18 protein-coding genes are annotated in these 20,816 nt (G+C 72.4%); 9 read left to right on the top strand and 9 right to left on the bottom strand.

Annotated features, from left to right (window positions below; all coding sequences use genetic code 11):
• Positions 1-60: 60 nt before the first annotated feature.
• Positions 61-849, top strand: a complete 789-nt coding sequence (locus tag OG272_RS06600) for an SIS domain-containing protein (RefSeq protein WP_326584426.1) — start codon at positions 61-63, stop codon at positions 847-849.
• A 15-nt stretch (positions 850-864) separates the two neighbouring features.
• Here OG272_RS06600 and OG272_RS06595 read toward each other — a convergent pair whose 3' ends face one another.
• The gene (locus OG272_RS06595; protein ID WP_328222541.1) at positions 865-4,026 is read right to left on the bottom strand and encodes a beta-N-acetylglucosaminidase domain-containing protein; all 3,162 of its coding nucleotides are present in this window, start codon (positions 4,024-4,026) and stop codon (positions 865-867) included.
• Between the two features lie 166 nt (positions 4,027-4,192).
• Here OG272_RS06595 and OG272_RS06590 point away from each other — a divergent pair, with 166 nt between their 5' ends.
• The 5 genes from OG272_RS06590 to OG272_RS06570 all read left to right on the top strand — a co-directional run bounded on the left by OG272_RS06590 (position 4,193) and on the right by OG272_RS06570 (position 12,624).
• Positions 4,193-5,164, top strand: a complete 972-nt coding sequence (locus OG272_RS06590; protein ID WP_328222540.1) for a cyclase family protein — start codon at positions 4,193-4,195, stop codon at positions 5,162-5,164.
• 233 nt (positions 5,165-5,397) lie between these two features.
• On the top strand, positions 5,398-8,562 hold the full coding sequence (locus OG272_RS06585; RefSeq protein WP_405892835.1) for a SpoIIE family protein phosphatase: 3,165 nt from the start codon (positions 5,398-5,400) through the stop codon (positions 8,560-8,562).
• 145 nt (positions 8,563-8,707) lie between these two features.
• Entirely contained in the window at positions 8,708-10,255 is a 1,548-nt protein-coding gene (locus OG272_RS06580; protein ID WP_327730830.1) for a sugar ABC transporter ATP-binding protein, read from the top strand.
• Positions 10,252-11,376: an ABC transporter permease gene (locus OG272_RS06575; protein WP_327730831.1), complete on the top strand. Its 1,125-nt coding sequence runs from the start codon at positions 10,252-10,254 to the stop codon at positions 11,374-11,376. Before OG272_RS06580 ends, OG272_RS06575 begins: the two co-directional genes overlap by 4 nt.
• 81 nt (positions 11,377-11,457) lie before the next feature.
• Positions 11,458-12,624: a substrate-binding domain-containing protein gene (locus OG272_RS06570; RefSeq protein ID WP_405892832.1), complete on the top strand. Its 1,167-nt coding sequence runs from the start codon at positions 11,458-11,460 to the stop codon at positions 12,622-12,624.
• 56 nt (positions 12,625-12,680) lie between these two features.
• On the opposite strand, the gene OG272_RS06565 is transcribed toward OG272_RS06570, so the two are convergent.
• On the bottom strand, positions 12,681-13,910 hold the full coding sequence (locus tag OG272_RS06565) for a SpoIIE family protein phosphatase (RefSeq protein WP_327730832.1): 1,230 nt from the start codon (positions 13,908-13,910) through the stop codon (positions 12,681-12,683).
• A 548-nt stretch (positions 13,911-14,458) separates the two neighbouring features.
• Between OG272_RS06565 and OG272_RS06560 the strand changes: the two genes are divergently transcribed.
• On the top strand, positions 14,459-14,887 hold the full coding sequence (locus tag OG272_RS06560; protein ID WP_327730833.1) for an ATP-binding protein: 429 nt from the start codon (positions 14,459-14,461) through the stop codon (positions 14,885-14,887).
• Positions 14,888-14,921: 34 nt separating this feature from the next.
• Here OG272_RS06560 and OG272_RS06555 read toward each other — a convergent pair whose 3' ends face one another.
• The 3 genes from OG272_RS06555 to OG272_RS06545 all read right to left on the bottom strand — a co-directional run bounded on the left by OG272_RS06555 (position 14,922) and on the right by OG272_RS06545 (position 16,436).
• Positions 14,922-15,356: a DUF2267 domain-containing protein gene (locus OG272_RS06555; RefSeq protein ID WP_327730834.1), complete on the bottom strand. Its 435-nt coding sequence runs from the start codon at positions 15,354-15,356 to the stop codon at positions 14,922-14,924.
• 163 nt (positions 15,357-15,519) lie between these two features.
• Positions 15,520-15,915: a DUF2267 domain-containing protein gene (locus OG272_RS06550; RefSeq protein WP_405892829.1), complete on the bottom strand. Its 396-nt coding sequence runs from the start codon at positions 15,913-15,915 to the stop codon at positions 15,520-15,522.
• 86 nt (positions 15,916-16,001) lie between these two features.
• Positions 16,002-16,436: an Hsp20/alpha crystallin family protein gene (locus OG272_RS06545; protein WP_327730836.1), complete on the bottom strand. Its 435-nt coding sequence runs from the start codon at positions 16,434-16,436 to the stop codon at positions 16,002-16,004.
• Between the two features lie 130 nt (positions 16,437-16,566).
• Here OG272_RS06545 and OG272_RS06540 point away from each other — a divergent pair, with 130 nt between their 5' ends.
• A complete protein-coding gene (locus OG272_RS06540; RefSeq protein ID WP_405892827.1) occupies positions 16,567-17,259 on the top strand; it encodes a type III effector protein in 693 nt (230 codons plus the stop codon).
• A 160-nt stretch (positions 17,260-17,419) separates the two neighbouring features.
• On the opposite strand, the gene OG272_RS06535 is transcribed toward OG272_RS06540, so the two are convergent.
• Both OG272_RS06535 and OG272_RS06530 read right to left on the bottom strand, forming a co-directional pair.
• Entirely contained in the window at positions 17,420-17,680 is a 261-nt protein-coding gene (locus OG272_RS06535) for a DUF6480 family protein (protein ID WP_327730838.1), read from the bottom strand.
• A gap of 119 nt (positions 17,681-17,799) precedes the next feature.
• Positions 17,800-17,961 carry a hypothetical protein gene (locus tag OG272_RS06530; RefSeq protein WP_405896144.1) on the bottom strand — a complete coding sequence of 54 codons (162 nt, stop codon included), beginning with the start codon at positions 17,959-17,961 and terminating at the stop codon, positions 17,800-17,802.
• Positions 17,962-18,415: 454 nt separating this feature from the next.
• Between OG272_RS06530 and OG272_RS06525 the strand changes: the two genes are divergently transcribed.
• Positions 18,416-19,153 (top strand): VOC family protein, encoded by a 738-nt coding sequence (locus OG272_RS06525; RefSeq protein ID WP_405892825.1) that lies wholly within the window; start codon positions 18,416-18,418, stop codon positions 19,151-19,153.
• Between the two features lie 147 nt (positions 19,154-19,300).
• Here the strand turns inward: OG272_RS06525 and OG272_RS06520 are convergent, their stop codons facing one another.
• Both OG272_RS06520 and OG272_RS06515 read right to left on the bottom strand, forming a co-directional pair.
• Positions 19,301-19,681, bottom strand: a complete 381-nt coding sequence (locus tag OG272_RS06520; protein ID WP_405892824.1) for a hypothetical protein — start codon at positions 19,679-19,681, stop codon at positions 19,301-19,303.
• A gap of 193 nt (positions 19,682-19,874) precedes the next feature.
• Positions 19,875-20,285: a hypothetical protein gene (locus OG272_RS06515; protein ID WP_405892823.1), complete on the bottom strand. Its 411-nt coding sequence runs from the start codon at positions 20,283-20,285 to the stop codon at positions 19,875-19,877.
• Positions 20,286-20,816: the final 531 nt, after the last annotated feature.

Raw genomic sequence — 20,816 nt, 5'->3', positions numbered from 1 at the left:
TTCAGTGATTCACTGATAGGTGTGTATGGGGTGGTTCAATCCACCAGTGGGGAGTCTCAGGTGTCCGTCGAGTCCGCCAACGAGTCCGTGACCGAGCCGGTGAGCGCCGACCGCTTCGCGCGCGAGGGCCTGGCCGTCCTGAACCGTCTCACCGGGTCCGCGCGCGCCGACGTGAGCGCCGCCGCGGCGCTGATCGCCGACTGTGTCCGCGAGGACGGCGTCGTCCAGGCCTTCGGCACCGGCCACTCCCAGGCCCTGGTCCTCGAACTCGCCGGCCGCGCGGGCGGCTTCGTGCCCACCAACCGGATCCAGATGGCCGACCTCGTCCTCTTCGGCGGCGACCACCCCAGCGGCCTCGACGACCCGCTCCTCGAACGCGAGCCCGGCATAGCGGTCCGCCTCTACGAGCTGGCCGACCCCCGCCCCCAGGACCTCTTCGTCGTCGTCTCCAACTCCGGTGTCAACAACGTCATCGTCGAGATGGCCCTGCACGCCAAGGAACGCGGCCACCGCCTCCTCGCCCTCACCTCCCTCGCCCACACCCACTCCGTGGCCGCCACCCACCCCAGCGGCAAGAAGCTCGCCGACCTCGCCGACGTGGTCCTCGACAACGCCGCCCCGCGCGGCGACGCGCTGCTGGAGCTGCCGACCGGCGGTGCCGTGTGCGCGCTGTCCACCCTGACCGGCGTCATGCTCGTGCAGATGACGGTCGCCGAGGCGGCCGCCCAGCTCCTCGCCTCCGGTGACCGCCCTCCGGTCTATGTCTCCGCCAACGTGCCCGGCGGTTTCGAGGGCAACCTGGAGCTGGAGAAGCGGTACGCCGGACGGATCCGGCGTACCGCCAGTTGATCACCCCCGGATTCCCTACGGCACCGGTACGGGCGTCAGCGCGACCGCCAGCGGATAGGCGCCGGTCGTCAGCGGTGCCCCGGCGGTGCCGGACGCCGTGTCGACGGGCACCAGCCTGTTGCCGTCGGCCGTGGTGACGTAGGCCGTGCCGCCGTCCCAGTCCAGGCCGACATCGAAGGCGGACCTGCCGACGGTGACCTTCGCGCCGGGGGCGCCGGTCACCGTGTCGACGGGCGTGACGTGGTCCCCGGTGCTGGGGCTCACCCACAGAGTCCGCCCGTCCGGCGACAGGCCGAGGCCGTACGCCTGGCCGGAGACCAGGAGTGTCGGCTCGGTGTCGTTCGTCGCCGTGTCGATCGGAGTCACGGTCGAACCACCGGAGTTGGACACGTACACCCGCTTCCCGTCCGGTGCGGCGACGACGTTGAACGGGCGGGGGCCGACGGGGATCGCCGCCCCTGCCTTCCGGGTGTCGAGGTCGACCGGCGTGACGGTGTTGTCGTGGATGTTCGCCACGTACAACGTCCGGCCGTCGGGGGTGATCGCCATGTTCTCCGGCCCCGACCCGACCGTGACGGTCGCACCGGCCTTGAGTGTGCCTGTGTCCACGGGCTGGACCGTGCCGTCCGTGTAGTTGGCGACCCACAGGGTGCCGCCGTCCGGTGTGACCGCGAGCCCGGCGGGGACGCGGCCCACCGCGACCGTGCCGGTGACCGTGCCGCGCGCCACGTCGATGACACTGACCGAATCGGAGCCCTGGTTCGCGGCGTAGGCGGTACGGCCGTCGGCGCTCACGACCACGTCACCGGGGTTGTTCCCGACGGCGATGTCCGTGCTCTTGCCGGACGACAGGTCGATCGAACTGACCGACGCGCCACTGAAGTTGGCCGTCAGGGCGCGCGGCGTGCCGTCCCCGTCGGTGACCCGGACCGGGATCGCCCGGTCGAGGACGCCCGAGCCGGACACCACGACGGAGTGGACGCCCTCGGCGACACCGGTCACGGTGACGGTGGCCGAGGCGCTGCCCCCGGCGGGGACGGTCACGGTTCCCTCGGCGGGGGAGGCGGTGACACCGTCCGGCACGTCGAGTTTCCAGGTCACCGTCCGTGCCTCGGCGGAGGAGGAGAAACGGAGGGTCGCCGTGCCGGAGGCCCCGGGTTTCAAGGAGAGCGACCCCGGGGCGAAGGAGGCGTCGACGCCGGGGTCGGGGGCGTGCTGGAGCATCGCGCTGTACAGGAACTGGTCCATCACCCCGGGCGACACCTGCTGCGGGACCGCGTCCAGCGCCTTGCGCTCGCTCCGCAGCCGGTTCCAGTACGTCGACACTGCCTCGGCGTCACCCCGCTTGCCTGCCAGCAGCAGATCCACGGCGGTCAGTCCGGCGCCGCCGTACGAGCCGAGCTTGTCGAGCCAGGGCGAAGTCTCCTTCAGGAAACCGGGGTTGGCGAGGCGGCCGCGCAACTTCGAGGGTGTGGCCGCCATGTCGGTGAAGTAGGACCGCAGCGCGGCCGCCGCCCGGTCGAGACCGCTGTCCTCCTCGTACGCCTCGCGGAAGTCGGCGACGAGCTTGGTCAGCGTCGGGGACTCGGTGGCGTCCAGCTGGGAGGAGTAGCTGTTCTCGGCGAAGATCCGCAGCCACTTGGCGGCGCCAGGCCCCGCCAGATCCCGGACGGAGGCGAGGAAGGCCGCCCTGGGGTCGTACGCGTCCGCGTTCCACAGATAGGCCGCCGACGTGAACAGGGCGAGCTTGCTCGCCTCGGCCTGCACCATCGGGTTGGCGGTGACGCCGACGGACTCACGGGCCACGTCCGCCTCCCTGCCGGTGTAGGGGCCGAGGAGGAGACGGCTGGTGACGTAGTCGTTGACCGGGTAGTTGTCCCAGACCAGGATCGGGTGCCCGTAGACCTCCCGCGCCTGCCGCAGCTGCGCGGCGGTGATGGTCGGCGCGATCACGCCGACGCCGGTCCACTCGACGACCACGTCCGGGTCCAGCCGCTCGCGCAGCGCCTTCTTGTACGGGGTGTCGGCGAGGTCGGAGTACTCGGTGGGGACCATCTCCAGCGGTTGGAGCCCGGTGCGCCCGGCGGAGAACTCCTCCCACACCCGGTTCAGCAACTGGGCCTGGGCGGCACCGGCGGCCCCGCCCCCGCTGCCGAACTTCTCCTCGTCCGCCGCGCAGTTCCACTTCGTGTAGCTGATGTCGTCCAGCGGGATCGCGAAGGAGCGCACGCCGATGTCGTACAGCGAGGCGAACTTGCGGACCAGCGCCGTGACGTCGTCGGCCGAGGAGTAGCACACCGACAGGCCGGGGGAGAGGGCGTAGGTGAAGCGGACGTGGTGGGCGGCTGCCCGGTCGACGAGCTCGCGCAACCGGCCCAGCTGGGCGGCCGGGTACGCGTCGCGCCAGCGTTCCCGGAGGTAGGGGTCGTCCTTGGGGGAGTAGACGTACACGTTCTGCTTGGTGCGGCCGTAGAAGTCGAGTTGGCGCAGCCGCTCGGCGTGGGTCCACGGGGTGCCGTAGAAGCCCTCGATGACGCCGCGCAGCTTGGCCGTGGGCCAGTCGCGGACCGTGACCTCGGGCAGGCGCTTGCGGGTGAGGAGCTGGCGGAGGGTCTGGGCGGCGTAGAAGGTGCCGGTGGTGTCGGTGCCGGAGAGAGCGAGCAGGGCGCGCCCCGCGTGGCGGCCGGAGGCCAGGACGTACCCCTCCGCGGGCAGCCCGGCCGGGGACTTGACGCCCAGCCGCCGCAACGCGCCCTCGGTCGCCGGGTTTTCGCCGGGGCCGCCGACATAGACGGTGAGTCCGGCGGCGGGCGGGCGTTCACCGGCCGGGACGGTGACGATCCGGTCGGCCCCGGCCGCCCGCAGCGCGGCCTCGACGACCCGGCGGGCGGCGGGGTCGGTGTCCGGCCCGACAACCTCCACCACCCGGCCGGGAACGGCGAGTTGACGCTCGCCGCCCTCGATGTGCCGGGGCGTCGGCCACACCTCGGGGACCGGCGGGGGCTTCGCGGCGGACGGCGCGGCGGCGGCCGAGGGCAGGGAGGGGAGGCTCAGGCTCAGGGCCAGCAACAGGGCCCAGCGCAGACGCCGGGCTTTCCTGGGCCTGCGGGTCGTGGGGGATGTGGGGGGTCTGTGGGGGCGTTCGGGGCGTGGGAGGCGAGGGGTGATTGAAGCCATCGAAAGAGGCTAGAGCTGCTGAATCAAGCATTCAAGACCCCCGGGTTCGATGCCCCGTTCCGCGCCGGGCGGTCGCGGTGGGGCCGCCGCCTCGGCAGGCGCCGTAAGGTACTTTTCGGACATCGGTCCTCCCGGATGTCGCGCCGAAGGTGAACGGTGAGTACGGATGAGTTCGAACCCCGCCGCAGCGCCGCCTCCCGAGCCGACCTCCGGGAGCGGCAGCGGACCCGCCGTCTCCCGTCGGGAGTTCGACGGGATCTTCGGGACGGTCCGTACATGGGGGCGCTGGGGCAGGGCCGATCGCGGGGCCTGGAACCGGGTGACCGAGGATCATGTGCGGCGGGCCGTGGCCGGAGTGCGGTCCGGCGTGGTCGTCCCGATGGCGCTGCCCTGGAACACCCGGCCCGGCCCGGACAACCAGAAGCCGGCTCTGCACCACATGACCGATCTCGGCGATGTGGAGAGCCCGGAGCCCACGACCCACAAGGATTTCATCGCCGCCGACTACCACGGCAAGGGCGTCACGCATCTCGACGCGCTGAGCCACATCGCCTACCGGGGGCTGCTCTACGACGGCCGCCCGGCCCGCGAGGCCGTCGACGCGGGGGGCGCCCGGTTCGGCGCGGTGTCGGAGCTCGGGCCCCTCGTCACGAGGGGGGTGCTCCTCGACCTCCCCGCCGTCCTCCGCGTCCCGTGGCTGGAGCCGGGGCGGGCGGTGCGCGCCGGGGACGTCGTCGCCGCGGAGGAGGCGCTCGGCGTGACGATCGGCGAGGGCGACGCGGTGCTGCTGCGCTCCGGTCACGTCCGCCGCCGTAGGGAACTCGGCGCCTGGGACCCCGGCGTGGCGAGCGCGGGGTTCCACGTGGACGCCGTACCCCTGCTGGCCGAACGGGGCATCGCGCTGCTCGGCGGCGACGGCGACAGCGATGTGCGGCCCTCGCCCGTGGAGGGTGTGCACTCCCCGGTGCACGCCCTGGCGGTGGCCGCGATGGGGGTGCCGCTGCTGGACAACCTCGACCTGGAAGCGCTGGCCGACGCGACCGCGGAGGCGGGGCGGTACGAGTTCCTGCTCGTCGTGGCCCCGCTGAACGTCCCGGGCGGGACGGGCTCACCCGTCAATCCGGTCGCGGTCCTGTGACACCGGGCCCGACGGGTCATGCCGGCCCCCCGACCGGTCGGGCCTTGGACTCGATGGGTCGTGCACCGGCCCCCGACGGGTCGTACTCGGCCCCGGCCGGTCGAGGTCCGCTCCGGCCGGTCACCGGACGTGAGGACAGCCGCGAACCGTGACTCGTGTTGCCGATGCCCGTATCCTCGTCAATGCCAGATATATCCGATAAGCGGATTGTTCAAGGCGCGAGTGAGGCCAGCGTGGTGCGGTCCGACGGCGAGCCGGTACTCACGGGACGTGCGACAGACGGCACGGGCCCCACCCTGTCGCGTGAGCGGTTTCTGCAGGGTGAGTCAGTGGAGAGGGGCGTCCGCGCGTCGATCCTGAACTCCTGGCAGCGGTGCCGGTCCCTGGGGCTCTCGCCGGACAGCTCCGACCTCCCCTTCCGGGACGACTTCGACCCGGACGGCCGGGTCTCCCGCGCGGCCGCGCCGGTGCTCGACCGACTGGAGTCCAGGTTCGCCGGCAGCGCGATGAACATCTCCGTCGCCGACGCGAACGGCACGGTCCTCCTGCGCCGCTTCGGCCAGGCGTCGCTGGCCCGAGCGCTCCCGGACATCCAGACCGTCCCCGGATTCGTGTTCGCCGAGCGGTTCGCCGGTACCAACGGCATCGGTCTCGCCCTGGCGGAACGGCGGCTCATCCGGGTCTACGGCGCCGAGCACTTCGCCGAACGCTCCCAGGCCAGCGCCTGCCGCGCGCTTCCCGTGCGCGACCTGCTCAGCGGCCGTATCGAGGGCGTCCTGTGCTTCGGATATCCGCGTGGTTTCGAGAACCCGGCGCTGGACGGCGTGATCCGCCGGGCGGCCGCGGCCATCGAGCGGCGGCTGCTGGCGCAGAGCTCCACGCGTGAGCGTTCCCTGCTGCGGGCGTACCGGGACGCCGGGGCCGAGGCGGGAGCGGGGCCGCACCTCGGCGTCGGCGTCGACGAACTGGTCCTCGGGCTGCACCCCGTCGACCGGGCGACCCTCCTGGAGAAGGCCGCCGAGCTGATCTCCCGCGCGCAGCGGGCCGCCGTCGAGGTGCCCCTGACGGACGGCAGGCGCGTCACACTCGTGAGCCGACCGATGACCAGCGCCTCCGGGGTGGAAGGTATCGCCGTCGAGGCCGTCCTTCCCGACTCCGCACGGCTGCGGACCCTCGCCGCCCCCCACCAGGTCGAGCCGGTGCTGAGCCTCCCCGCCGGGTCCGTCCGGCCCGGCCCGCCCGCCGGAACCCCGACCGCGCGGCTCTTGCGGGGCGCCCCTCTCACCGCGGCGACCCGCCCGCTCTCCGCAGTCCCGGTGCCCGGTCACCGGCGCGACGCCGCACCACCCGGCAGGATCACCGCGGGTGTCGACGTCGTCATGGCCGACGGTCGCACCGCCGAAGGCCTTCTGCCCCCTGCCGAAGGCGTCCCGCCGGCTGCCGATGGCTCTCCGTCCCCCGCTCATGGCGTGCCGCCGGCTGCCGATGGCTCTCCGTCCCGCGCTCATGGCGTGCCGCCGGCTGCCGATGGCTCTCCGTCCCGCGCTCATGGCGTGCCGCCGGCTGCCGATGGCTCTCCGTCCCGCGCTCATGGCGTGCCGCCGGCTGCCGATGGCTCCTCATCCTCCGCTCATGGCGTCCCGCCCACCGCCGACGGTCTCCCCGGCGGCCGTCCCGGTACCCCGGCCCCCGAGAGAGGTCTCCTGATGGTGGGGGAGCCCCACGTCGGTGGCTACGCCCTGGCCGCGCGCCGTCGGCTGGAGCTGCTGTCCGAGGCCAGCGCCCGTATCGGAACCACCCTGGACGTGCGCCGCACCGCCCGGGAACTCGCCGAGACGGTCGTCCCACGCCTCGCCGACTTCGTCACCATCGACCTCGCCGAGCCCGTGCTGCGCGGAGAGGAGGCCGCGGACGCCCGCAGCGACCTGCGGCGCACGGTGGTCCACGGCATCCGCGACGACCTCCCCTTCAGCCCGGTCGGCAAGCAGGTCGACTACGGCCCGACCGTCCCGCAGCTGCGCTGTCTGACCAGCGGGGAGGCGGTGCTGGAACCGGACCTGAAGACGGCCGCGGGCTGGCTCGCGCAGGACCCCGAGCACACCGACCGGCTGCTGAGCCACGTCCACTCCCTCATCGCGGTCCCCCTGGTCGCCCGCGGCGTCGTCCTGGGCGTCGCCGCCTTCTACCGCGCGCAGGACCCGGCGCCCTTCGGCGACGACGACCGCTCGCTGGCCCAGGAACTCGCCACCCGCGCCGCCCTGTCCATCGACAACGCCCGGCGCTACACCCGCGAACGCACCATGGTCCTGGCCCTGCAGCGCAGCCTCCTCCCGCAGGGGCTCCCCGACCAGGACGCCGTCGAGGTCGCCCATCGCTATCTGCCCGCGGAATCCGACGTCGGCGGCGACTGGTACGACGTCATCCCGCTCTCCGGCACCCGTGTCGGCCTCTTCGTCGGCGACGTCGTCGGCCACGGCATGCTCTCCGCCGCGACCATGGGCCGGGTGCGCACGGCCGCCCGCAGCTTCGCCGAACTCGACTTCCCCCCGGACGAGGTCCTCACCCACCTCGACAACCTCGTGGGCCGACTGGACCGGGAGGACCCCGTCTCCGACGGCGGCGGCATCATCGGCGCGACCTGTCTGTACGCCGTCTACGACCCGACCACGCAGCAGTGCACCCTGGCCCGCGCCGGCCACCCGCCGCCCGCCCTGGTCCAGCCCGACGGCACCGTGTCGTTCCCCGAACTGCCTGCCGGGCCTCCCCTCGGCCTCGGGGGACTGCCCTTCGAAGCCGTCGACATCCACCTGCCCGAGGGCAGTCGGCTGGTCCTCTACACCGACGGACTCATCGAGGACCGCGACCGCGACGTCGACGTCGTCCTCGACCAGTTGCGCGCGGCCCTGGCCCACCCCGAGCACACCCCGGAGGAGACCTGTCAGGTGGTCCTGGACACCGTGGCGTCCCCTCACCCGGGCGACGACATCGCCCTGCTCGTCGCCCGCACCCACGCCTTCGACCCGCGGCGGATCGCCACCTGGGAGCTGCCCGCCGACCCGGCCCGCGTCAGCGAGGTCCGCGCCGCCGCCCTCCGGCGACTGGCCGACTGGGGTCTCGACGAGGCCGTGTTCGCCGCCGAGCTGGTGCTCAGCGAGCTGGTCACCAACGCCGTCCGCCACGGCACCGGGCCCATCCGGGTACGGCTGCTCCGCGACCGCTCCCTGATCTGCGAGGTCTCCGACACCAGCAGCACCGCCCCGCACCTGCGCCGGGCGGCCACCACCGACGAGGGCGGACGGGGTCTGTTCCTCGTCGCCCAGCTGTCCCGGAGCTGGGGCACGCGCTACACCCCGGAGGGCAAGGTCATCTGGGCCGAATGCGGGCTGGACGGCGGGTGACGCGGTCGGCGCCGGGGCGGCCCACTGGCCCGTTGGGGTCAGAGAGAATGGTCAAATGCCGCAAATGACCTGATAAGGGTGGCTAGTATCGCTGGCGCAAGTCGAAGTCGGGAAGAACCCGCCAGGCCGACCCCCGGAGCTGTCCGTGCACGACGCTCACGACATCTCTGCGCAGCCGGCCCCGCCCAGCGGGCCGGAACCGCTGGTCCGTGTCCGCGGCCTCACCAAACGATTCGGTGGCACCCTCGCACTGGCCGGGGTCGACCTCGACGTCCACGCGGGCAGCGTTCTCGCGCTCCTCGGCCCCAACGGAGCCGGAAAGTCCACCCTCATCAAGATCCTCGCCGGCGTCCACCACGCCGACTCGGGCCGGGTCACCGTGGACGGGCATCCGCTGGGAACCCACGCCGCCTCCCGCCGGATGTCCTTCATCCACCAGGATCTCGGCCTCGTGGAATGGATGACGGTCGCCGAGAACATCGCGCTGAGCACCGGGTACGCGCGCCGCGCCGGACTGATCTCCTGGCGGCGCACCCGGGACCGCTGCACCGAGGCCCTGGCGCTCGTCGGCGGCCGGCTCGACCCCGACGCGCCGATCGCCCACCTCGCCCCCGCCGAGCGGTCCCTGGTCGCCATCGCCCGCGCCCTGGCCACCCGGGCGAAGCTCATCGTCCTCGACGAACCGACCGCCCGCCTGCCCGCCGCGGACTGCGCCCGCCTCTTCCGCGTCCTGCACACCCTGCGCGACCGGGGCCACGGCATCCTCTACGTCAGCCACCGCCTCGACGAGGTGTACGAGGTCGCCGACACCTTCGCCGTGCTGCGCGACGGCCGTCTCGTCAGTCACGGTTCGACGGCGGGCCACAGCCCCCTGCGCCTGGTGCGCGACATCACCGGAGAGGAACCGGCCGGCCACCGACCCGGCACGGCACCGGCCGGCGGCCCGGCGGTCCTGTCCCTGGACGGCGTACGGACCTCCGGCGCGGGACCGGTCGACCTGGAGCTGCGCGCCGGAGAGGCCCTCGGCATGGTCGGTCTCTCGGGCGCCGGCCACCTGGACCTCGGCCGGGCCCTCGCGGGGGCCCGCCCCCTCCTCGGCGGACGGGTCCTGCTCGACGGCGGCCCGTATCGGCCCCGTACCGTCGCCGACGCCGTCGCGCGCGGTGTCGCCTTCGTGCCCGGCGACCGACAGCGCGAGGGGTGCCTCGCCGAACTGACCGTGCGGGAGAACCTCCTGGCCAACCCCCACGCCGGAGACGGGCCGACGCCGCGCTGGATCGGCCCCCGCCGTGAACGCGCCGAGGCCGCCGCCCTGATCGAACGGTTCTCGGTGCGGCCCCGTGACAGCGAGGCGGCCATCGCCACCCTGTCCGGCGGGAACCAGCAGAAGGTCATGATCGGCCGCTGGCTCCGGACCGGGCTGCGCGTGCTGATCCTGGAGGAGCCGACGGCGAGCGTGGACGTCGGCGCCAAGGCCGCCATCCACCGCCTGCTCGACGAGGCGTTGGCCGCAGGCCTCGCGGTCCTCCTCCTCTCCACCGACTTCGAGGAGGTCGCGGGGGTGTGCGGGCGTGCCCTGGTCTTCGTCCGGGGAGTCGTGACGGCCGAGCTGAGCGGTCCGGCCCTCACGGTCGCGGGACTGACCCGGGCGGCCTCGGCCCTGCCCCCCGCCGGAACCGCGACGAACCCGTGACGGCCCCGCCCTCGCCGTCCCCACCGCGCCCGCGTCGACCGCGCCCGCCGAGCCGGCTCGGCTCCCGTGGCGGCCGCGGCGGGCACCTCATCGGCGCCTACGGCCTCCTCGTCCTCACCGCCCTGCTCGTCCTGGTCTTCTCCCTGGCCCTGCCACGCACCTTCCCCACCCTGGACACCGTCGACTCGATCCTCTCCAGCCAGTCGATCCCGGCCGTCCTCGCGCTCGCCGCCATGGTCCCGATCGTGACCGGTGCCTTCGATCTCTCCATCGGCTACGGCCTGGGCCTGGCGCACGTCATGGTGCTGTACCTCGTCGTCGACGCCGACTGGCCCTGGCCGACGGCCTGTCTCGCCGTGATCGTCGGAGGGACGGTCGTGGGCGTCCTCAACGGGGTCATCGTCGAGTTCGGCCGGATCGACTCCTTCATCGCCACGCTCGGCACCGGCAGCATGATGTTCGCCGTGACCGGCTGGATCACCGACGGCGGCCGGATCGTCCCCGGCCCGCAGGGACTCCCGCCCGCCTTCACCGACCTGTACACCTCCACGTTCCTCGGCCTCCCGGTCCCCGCCTTCTACGTGCTGGCGCTCGCGGCCGTCCTCTGGCTGGTGCTGGAGCGGCTGCCGATCGGCCGGTATCTGTACGTCGTCGGATCCAACCCGCGCGCCGCCGACCTCGTCGGCATCCCCGTCCGCAAGTACACCGTCTGCGCCTTCGCCGCGTCGGGCCTGATCGTCGGCTGTGCCGGGGTGCTGCTCGCGGCCCAGCAGCAGATCGGCAATCCGAGCGTGGGCCTCGACTATCTGCTGCCCGCCTTCGTCGGGGCCCTCCTCGGCTCCACCGCGATCAAACCCGGCCGCCCCAACCCCCTGGGCACCCTCGTCGCCGTCGCCGTCCTCGCCGTCGGCCTCACCGGCATCGCCCAGATGGGTGCCGACTTCTGGACGGTGCCCCTCTTCCACGGCGCCACCCTGCTCCTCGCCGTCGGGCTGGCCGGATACGCCGCCCGCCGCCGGACCCGCACCGGCGTCTTCGCGGCCCGCGACGCGCCCACCGCGACCCCGGAGCGCCCGTCCTCACCGCCGCCGGGCGGTGGCCCGACGGACCGCGGTCCGTGAGCGGCCGCGTCCCCCGGTCAGGTCCCTCGGTCATGTCCCCCGGCCGTGTTCTCCCGCTCGTCCCTCCGCGAGGAGTCTTTCGTGCACCACCACCGCAAGGCCCGCTCCGGCACACTCAAGGCCCGGTACGCGGCGACCGTCCTGCCGGCCGCTGTCGCCGCCCTGCTCACCGGCTGCGAACGAGGATCGTCGAGCGACCCGGAAGACGCCGCCTCGGGCACGAGCGGCTGCCCCGCGGTCCAGGCCGAGGCCCGCTCCGCCGTCGGCCGGGCGGAGCGGACCGACGTCCCCTGGAACGGCCCGACCAGCGGACCCGAGGCCGTCACCGGCAGAACCATCGTCTATGTCGCCCAGACCATGACCAACCCCGGAGTCGCGGGCGCCGCCGACGGAGTCCGTGAAGCCGCGCGGGTCATCGGCTGGAACCTCCGGGTGATCGACGGCGGAGGCACCCCCGCCGGTATCCAGGCCGCGATGAACGAGGCCGTGACGCTCCGCCCCTCGGGCATCGTCATCGGCGGCTTCGACCCCGGGGCGACCTCGCAGCAGGTCGTGCGGGCCGAGCAGGCGGGCATCCCCCTCATCGGCTGGCACGCGGTCGCCGCACCGGGCCCCAGCCGACGCCCCGCCCTGTTCACCAACGTCACCACCCAGGTCGAGGACGTGGCCCGGATCAGCGCGCGATGGGTCATCTCGACCTCCGACGGCGACGCCGGAGTCGTGATCTTCACCGACGCCTCGATCCCCTTCGCCAAGAACAAGTCCGACCTGATCAGGGAGGAACTCGCCACCTGCGAGGGGGTGAAACTCCTGGCGTACGAGAACATCCCGATCTCCGACGCGAGCAGCCGCACACCCCGCGAGGTCTCCTCGCTGCTCTCCCGCTTCCAGAGCGACTGGACGCACTCCGTCGCCATCAACGACCTGTACTTCGCCGACGCCGCCCCCGCCTTCCGCGCGGCCGGCAAGGACGGCTCCGGCCCGCCCTTCAACATCGGCGCCGGGGACGGCGACCCCTCCGCCTTCCAGCGCGTCAACAGCGACCAGTACCAGGCGGCCACCGTCCCCGAACCGCTCCTGCTGCAGGGCTGGCAGATCGTCGACGAGTTCAACCGCGCCTTCTCCGACCGCCCCGCCAGCGGCTACGTGGCGCCCGTCCACATCAGTACGGCCGACAACAGCGACGGCGCCACGAGCTGGAACCCGTCGGGCTACCGGGAGGGGTACCGGAAGATCTGGGGCAGGTGAGTGCGCCGCCGAGCCTCGTCGGACCGTCCTCGTCGGCTCAGGGCACCGCGCGACGGTCACAGACGCAGAACGATCAGCGCGGTGTCGTCGGTGGTGCCGGCGGGCGGAAGGAGATCCGCGAGGAGGGCGTCGGCCAGGGTCTCGGGGTCGTGCTTGCGATGGTGGGCCAGGGAGTCGGCGAGGCGCCGCAGACCCGTGTCGATGCCCTCGGTACGGCGCTCGATCAACCCGTCCGTGTACAGCACCAGGGTGGAGTCGTCGACGAAGGGCATACGGGCCTGGGGCCGGGCGACATGCGTGGGCCGGGCGGCGAGCGGAGGATCGGTGGCGCCGTCGAGGAAGGTGACGGTGCCGTCGGGGTGCACCAGGGCGGGCGGCGGGTGGCCCGCGCAGCTGTAGGTGATGGTGTGCCTGTCCCAGTCGATGAAGGTCGTCACGACGGTGGTCGACTCGGCGCCGTCGACGGAGCGGGCGTAGAGGTCGAGAGCCTCCAGCGCCTCGGCCGGACCGTCGGCCACACGGGTCGCCCCGCTCAGGGCGCTGCGCAGCTGCCCCATCGCGCAGGCGGCCGCCAGGCCGTGGCCGACGACGTCGCCGACGGCCACCGCGAGGCCCTGGCCGGGCAGGCCGACCAGGTCGTACCAGTCGCCGCACACGTTCAGCGCGCCGATGGCCGGCCGGTAGCGCACGGCCGCGTCGTGCGCCCCGATCGGACCGGGCGGGGGCAGCATCGCCGCCTGCAGGGCCAGGGCCACCTCGCGCTCGTGGGCGTGAGCCGTCCGCAGTCGCTCGTTGACCTCCTGCAACTCCCGGGCACGGGTGTACAGCTCGGCCTCCAGCACCCGGGCCCGGCTGTCGCCGCCCGGGCCGCCCCGGGCGCGGATGAGTTCGGTGACCTCCTCCACCCGGTGGACGATCAGAGCCACCTTCCCGTCGGGGCCGAGGACGGGGGCGTTGACCGGGCTCCAGTAGTGCTCCTGCCAGTGGCCGGGCCGCTGCGGGTCCTCGATGTCGTAGCGGATCAGCGCCATCGTGTCGCGCTCACCGGTGGCCACCGCGCGCAGCATCGACGCCTCCGTCTCCCGCATGCCAGCCGCGGCCGGTTCGTTCGGGTTCTCCGGGAAGACGTCGAAGATGTAGCGGCCCAGCAGCTGCTCGCGGCTGCGCCCCGCCAGCCGCAGGAAGTCCTCGTTGGCATCGGCGTACACCAGATCGGGCGTGAGCAGCGCCACCATGCCGGGCAGGGCCCGGAAGACCTCCGCATAGTCGATATGCGGTTCCCTCATGTCCAGCCTGCCTTGGCGCCGAGCGTCGGTGTGTCGTTCCACGATAGGCGTGAACCGTTCGCGGCACCCGGCAGTTCCGCAGCATCGCTGCCGAGCTCCTCCCGGCCCGTCCCTGCCGATGTCGCGTGGCCTTCCGTGAGCACCAGACCTCGGCGGTCGTCCGGGCCGGTGACCAGCCCCCGTACCGGGCCGGCGGTGGGGACCGAAAGAGTGAAGCTCCGGGAGCGGCCCGGGTTGCCCGGCCGGACAGTGCTCCCGGCCGACCGGTGGCCGGTGGCTCGCTGCCGGTGGATGGGGTCGGCCGTGTGGAGATGCTGCACCTGCGTCACTTCGTCGCGCGACGGTGACCGGGGGGACCGGGCGGTGGTGACGAAGAGAGCGCGGTGGTGAGGGAGTCAGGGCCTGCTCGACGCCCGGACAAGATGCCTGTGGCATGTATGGGCGCGTGGCGGGCACCCGCACCCGCACGCGCGACGGGGGAGCAGGAGGCGATGCCGGTGGAGCCACGATCCGACGACGGGGGCTGTAGGGGCCCCGGTGCCCATCCGATGCAGGTCGGCTACGCCTTGACCGGAGACGGCGGATGCATCGCCCGGGCCCGCCACCACGCCGCGGACTTCCTCACCCGTCTGAAGGACGAGCACGGCCTGAGCGTCGCCCCGCGCGCGATCGACCTGACCCAGCTGGTCGTCAGCGAGCTGGTCACCAACGCCCGCAAGTACGCCTCCGGGCCCGTCCTCATGGAGCTGCGCATCTCCGGCACCACGGTGGTGGTCGCCGTGTGGGACAGCGACCCCACCGTGCCGACGGCCCGGGCCACCGACCCCGACCGCATAGGCCAGCACGGCCTGGAGATCGTCGAGGGCGTCACCCAGAGCCTCGCCGTCCAGCGTCAGACGGTCGGCAAACGCATCACCGCCCGCATCGCCCTGACCGACGCCCCCGGAGCCGGCGCCACCGCACGCGACCTGCCATGACCTCGGCCGGACACCTCACGGGTCTCCCCGCGTGTCAGGCCGCCTGGGTGAGTTCGGCTCGGCCGAACAGCAAGGCGTGGCCGGAGGGGAGTTGGGCGAGGACGCGGTCGAGGAGGTCCTCGCCGGCGAGCTGCGCCACGATGCGCAGGACGGTACCGGTGTCCCAGCGGGTGGTGGCCGCCGTGGCGCCGGTGCGGGATGCCAGGTCCTTGACGAAGCCCCAGCCGGTGAGGGGTTCGGTGGTGGGGATCTCGGAGGTGAGGACGGCGGCGGCCTCGTAGGGCAGTCTGGCCGCCAGGTCCACGCGCTCGTCGCCCGTGAGCTGGCGTCCGAAGGCGGCCAGCACGGTGCGTACGGCTTCCTCGGCCCGTGCGCGGGTGGGGTACGCGCCTTCGTAGCGCACTCTTTCCAGCATCTGCTCGAACGTCATGCCCACGGTCTGCCGGCACGGCTCTTGCAGGGAAAACATCGTGACGCGGTTGCCTTTCTCGTCTGAGGTGGGGCGCGGAACCGGGGCCCGCCGGCCACCGGTTTCGCTCGGTCGGAAGAAGTCGGAAGAAGTCGGAAGAAGTCGGAAGAAGTCGGAGGAGGCCGGGGGAGGCCCCGGGGAAAGAGGTCGCTGCCTGCCCGGGCTATAGGCGCTCGGGGTGACCGAACAGCAGGTCGTAGCCGGCCGGGAGCTGGAACAGGATGCGCCGGGTGAGCTCTTCGCCCGCGGCGTCCGCGGCGGCGCTGAGCACTGCCCCCACGTCCCAGGCCGCGGTCTGTTCGGTGGCTCCCTCGATCCATGCCGCGGTGGCCCGCACGAACCGCTCGGGGGAGAGCGGCTCATACGCCCGGAGCGGATTGAGCAGGACCAGCGCCAACTCCTCCGGCAGCCGGGCCGCCAGCTCCGCCCGTGCCTCCCCGAGCAGGTGCGCGCCCAGCAGGGCCAACACCGTGCGGGCCGCCCGCTCGGCTTCCTCGGTGCTCTCGTACTCTCCGCGTTCCTTGACCCGGTCCAGGAACGCGGCCCATCGCATGGCCATCGTGGCTCCCTCGTGTGTGGGGCGACGGGCGGAGGACGGGGACGGCCGCGGGCGGGCCGTCCTCCGTCTCCGGCACGGCTGAGTACTCAGCCGCTGATCTCCCTGTGCGCGGCACCGCCGCCGATGGCGACCTTGCGGGGCTTGGCGCGCTCGGCGATCGGGATCCGCAGGGTCAGCACCCCCGCCTCGTAGTCCGCCTTGATGCGCTCGGTGTCGAGGGTGTCGGCCAGCACGAGCTGGCGGGAGAAGACGCCCAGGGGCCGCTCGGAGAGCTCCATCTGCACGTCGTCCGCCTTGGTGACGGGCCGTCGCTCGGCCTTGACGGTCAGCATGTTCCGCTCGACGTCGATGTCGATCGCGTCCGTGGAGACGCCGGGCAGGTCGAGGGCGATCACGTACTCCTCGCCCTCGCGGTAGGCGTCCATCGGCATCGCCGACGGCCGCGACCAGGTGCCGGTCGTGTTCAGCAGCTGCTGGGTCAGGCGATCGAGCTCACGGAACGGATCGGTGCGCATCAACATCGTGAAACACCTCCAGTTGTTCGGGTCAGGCACGTTCCTGCCAATGCGGTTCACCTGTCTTCGTTGTAACATGTCATCGAAACGATGACAAGTGGAAAGTCATCAAGGCGATGACAGTGTCGGAGGCTCCATGACCACCGCCGATCAGCCCAGCCCCAACCCCAGCCCGCGGGGTCTCACCCCCACGTCCTTTCTCGCTGCCGCGGCGCTGAACACGATCCACGAGGCCCTGCGCACCGCTCGGACCTCGGACGACGGACAGCGGCCCGAACCCGAACCGGCCGGCTCGCAGCAGGCACTCGCCGCGCTCCTGCTGCTCCGCGAAGTGCGCGATCAGCTCGCCGAATGGGAACCGGGCCTGATCGAAGAAGCCCGGCACGCGGGCGCCAGCTGGGCCGACCTCGCCCACCCCCTCGGCGTGTCCAGCCGACAGGCCGCCGAACGCCGCTACCTGCGCGTACGTCCCGGAAGCCCGGGTTCCACGGGCGAAGAGCGGGTGCAGGCCACCCGCGACCGCCGCGCCGCCGACCGCACCGTCACCACCTGGGCTCGCGCCAACGCCGCGGACCTGCGCCAGCTCGCGGGCCAGATCACCGCGCTCGCCGACCTTCCCGCAGCCGCCCGCACCCCGCTCGTCGAACTCACCGCCGCCCTCGCCGACGACGACGCCGCCGCCCTCGTCGGACCCCTGACGGACACGCACACGCATCTGGCGTCCGGGCACCCCGACCTCGCGGCGCGCGTGGACGACGTCGCCCGCCACGCCGACCGACTCCGCCGACACAGCGGTGACCAACGCCGAGGGAAGCCGCCCACGCCCTGAGCAGGGGAGAGCAGGGGCGGTGGCGGCATGGCCGAGGCCCTGGGTGTCGGTGTCGGTGGCGGGATGGCCGAGGACCGTACCGTCGCCTCGATCCATGTCCCGTCCGGCAGCCATCGTTCCGACGACGCCCCGCAGAGGCTTCCGGGGTGTGGAGGATGCGTCACAGCATCAGGGACACCGCCATGCCGATGAGTCCGATCGCTATCAACGCCACCACCGCCATGATCAGGACGAGGGGCATCGGCCCCCATCCCTTGCGCAGTTCGGGCGGCTCCGGATGGGAGATTCCGTACGTCCCTCCTTCGGCGGGCGGGGTCTCACCGGGGGGCACACCGCCATGTGCTTCGACTCCCGGGGTTCGTCGCGGTGGGCGGTCGGGAGCTCCCGGGGTGGGCCGGGGGTCGGGATCAGGAGTCGTCATGGCGCACGCTCCCTTCGGGGCTCAGCTGCTGGTGCCGGAATTCAGTGGGATGGCATTCCGTGGGATGGCATTCGGTGGGATGGCCCGATCCGCTCGGGGGATCCCGTGGGCGAGCCGCGTCACTTGTTGGGCCTCGTGGAGCCGATGTCGCCGAGAGCCGACTCGGGGTCACGCTCGATGGCCAGGTCGCCGAGGGAGACGATGCCCACCGCGTGCTGCCCCTCGTCGACGACAACCGCCACCGAGGTCCGCGGCTCGACGGCCACCGGGGCGCTCGTCATGACGTCGCCGACATGCCGAGTACATGGGAACCATCCCTCCGTGGAGTGGACGGCACTTTCACCGCCGCTCGGCCTCCCGAGTACCCATAACCGAAAAAACCCACGCAATCGCCAGGCCTGGACGGCGATCAGGTGATCAGGTGATCAGGTGATCAGGAGCGGCGATGCCCACGCGGTGTCCGGGAGCGCGCGCCCAGGATGCCGGCGTTCAGCGCCAGGCCCCAGCCGCGGCGGTCGTCCTCGATCAGAGGGCCGTCGGTGGCCACGACGCTCGCCTGCTGCCTTTCCAGTCCGGATCAGGTATCGCGTCATACAGGGGCTCCCTCGGCCGGTGGCCTCCTTGGGCCGTCACTCACCCTGCGAGAACGCCTCGGCCGGGGCGGAAGTGTTCTGCTGTGCTCAGGGGGGCGGCAGCCCGGCTCCGGCGCTGGGAATGGTCCGTAAGGTACGCGGAATGACGCTGCAACTTGTTCAGGTGAACTTCAAGGCCCGGGACGACTCGGCGCTCGGCCGGTTCTGGGCGGAGGCGCTCGGCTGGGATGTTTCCAGCGAAGGGCCCGGCGTCACCAACCTGGAACCCGTGGGCTTCGACTGGCCGGACCCGTCCGCCGTCTGCATCGATCTCGTCCGCGTCCCGGACCCGGAGACGGTGAAGTACCGCGTGCGCATCGAGCTCGCCACCACCTCCGACGCCCATCAGGCCGAGTTGGTCGCACGTCTGAAGGAGCTCGGGGCGACGCCCGCCGATGTGGGCCAGGGCGACGCGCCGTGGACGGTGATGGCCGACCCGGAAGGCAACGTGTTCAGCGTCCTGGAGCCCCGGGAGCTCTACCGGGACACCGGGCCGATAGCCGCCGTGGTCGTCGACTGCGCCGACCCACGGGCCATGGTCCGGTTCTGGGGCGAGGCAATCGACTGGACCGTCCACGAGCTGACCGACGACCGCGCCCTGCTGCGCTCCGTCAAGGGCGTCGGGCCGTACCTGGAGTTCCGCCGTACGCCCGACGACGAGGTCGTATGGAACCGCGTCCATCTCGACGTGATGTCCGACCCCGTCAAGGATCAGGCGAGCGAGGTCGCCCGGCTCGAAGGCCTCGGCGCGGTACGGGCCGACGTGGGTCAGGGCGACGTCTCCTGGGTCGTCCTGGCCGACCCCGCGGGCAACGAGTTCTGCGTCCTCGGCCGGGGCTGACACGGAAATCCGTCCGGCACCAGCTCGCCGCACATCCTGGTCGGCGTCATCCTGATCCGGCTCCCGGCAGCGCGCGGTCCACTGAGTCGGCCGTGGCCGGCTGCCGCACCGGTTCGGGGTGGTCCTTCGGTGCGGCAGCCCCTGATGTCACGAGGGGTAGCAGCCGCGCACTGGGTCCGTCTCGCTGTAGATGGCGGTGTCCTTCATCCAGCCGTACTGGCCGTTGTCGGCGACGGTCCTGAGCCAGCGCGTCGGGTGCGGCCCGCCCACGTAAGCCTGTCCGTCCACCTTGCAGTAGAACCAACTCGGATTGGAGTACATGGCGCCGACGACGTGGTCGGGGTTGGGATACAGGCGGCTGTTCCCTATCGATCCGTACACCGGGGCTCCGGAGACGTTCTCACACCAGTACCTGTTGCCGTCGGCGTGCGGCCAACAGCCGGCGGCGGCGGACGCGGACGGCGACGCGACGGTCGTGCCGATCGCCGCGGCCAGGCCGGCAGTGGCGACAAGCCATCGAAGCCTCATGTGAACGTTCCTTTCCCTATCAGGATGTGTGTGTTCCTGGTTCGTGGGTCGTGGTTCCGTCGTGGTTCCGTCGAGGCTCAGCCGCGGATCTGGCGCCCCCACTCGCCGTACGCATGGGCCGTGTTGACGCCGGTGGTCGTGACGCGGTTCGCCCGGTCGTCGCAGACGCGGTACCGGTGTGTCCTGCCGTGCGTCAGGAGGGGCACTGGCGGATCTGCTGCTTCCAGACGTCGGGGTTTCCCGTGTTCAGGTACCAGTCGTTGACGTAGCCCGAGCGGCTGTTGGGAAGCTCGATGGACATCCAGTAGCGGTAGTTGGGGTTGTCGTAGGCCCCGTCGCCGAGCTTCCAGCAGGACAGACCGACCTCGTTGCCGTTGTACAGCCTGCTGTAGGCGGCCTCGATGGAGTCGTAGCCGTAGCCGGGGCCCCGGCGCACCAACAGATACGAGCCGGGGTCAATGCCGGTGACCGTGGTGCAGGGAATCCAGCTGCCGGATCTCTCGCACTGGTGGATCGCGGCGTTCGCAGGCGCAGCCGTTCCCAGGAGCGCCGCCACGGCGGCGACCGCCGTGGTCGCGGTGGCCAGCATCTTCCTGCGTCCCATGCTCATATCAGGTGTGCCCTTTCGCTTCGGTCCAGTCCTGCACCGAAGCCTGCCGACCCGCGAGGCGAATCCGCGCCCCCTTTCGGTCAGGGCCGAAAGCCGGTGGTTCCGGCCGCCCGCGGCTACAACGGCCGCCGCACCGAGCATGCGCAATTTCCTCACCACTGGCCTCCTGACAAAGGGGATGCCCCTGTACGACCCTGGGAGGGCCGCTCCGCCGACCGGGCTGACCACCGGACGAGCAGTGCGTTCGCAGCTGTTGATCGAGGGGGACGACGGGATGAAGACACGCCTGCTTTCCGGCGTGAACCGGGTGCCGGACACGAGCGAAGGCCTCCGGGCGGCCCGAATCGGAGACGACCGCCCGCCGGAGTGAAGGCCGCGTTCCGGGCCGACCGCTGCCGGACCCCACCGACCGGAGCTCCGCTCCCGGGAGTCCGCAACAGGCTGTCCGTCGCCACGCCCGCCCTGCGGGCGGTGACGCCGCTGTCCGTCCGCGCGATCCGTTCCGCACGGCGACGGGCAGCCCGC

Source organism: Streptomyces sp. NBC_00104 (genome assembly GCF_045160825.1).
In the GTDB taxonomy this organism is placed as follows: domain Bacteria; phylum Actinomycetota; class Actinomycetes; order Streptomycetales; family Streptomycetaceae; genus Streptomyces.
Note: the sequence above shows the minus strand (reverse complement) of the source record. Positions and strands in the feature narration are given on the sequence as shown.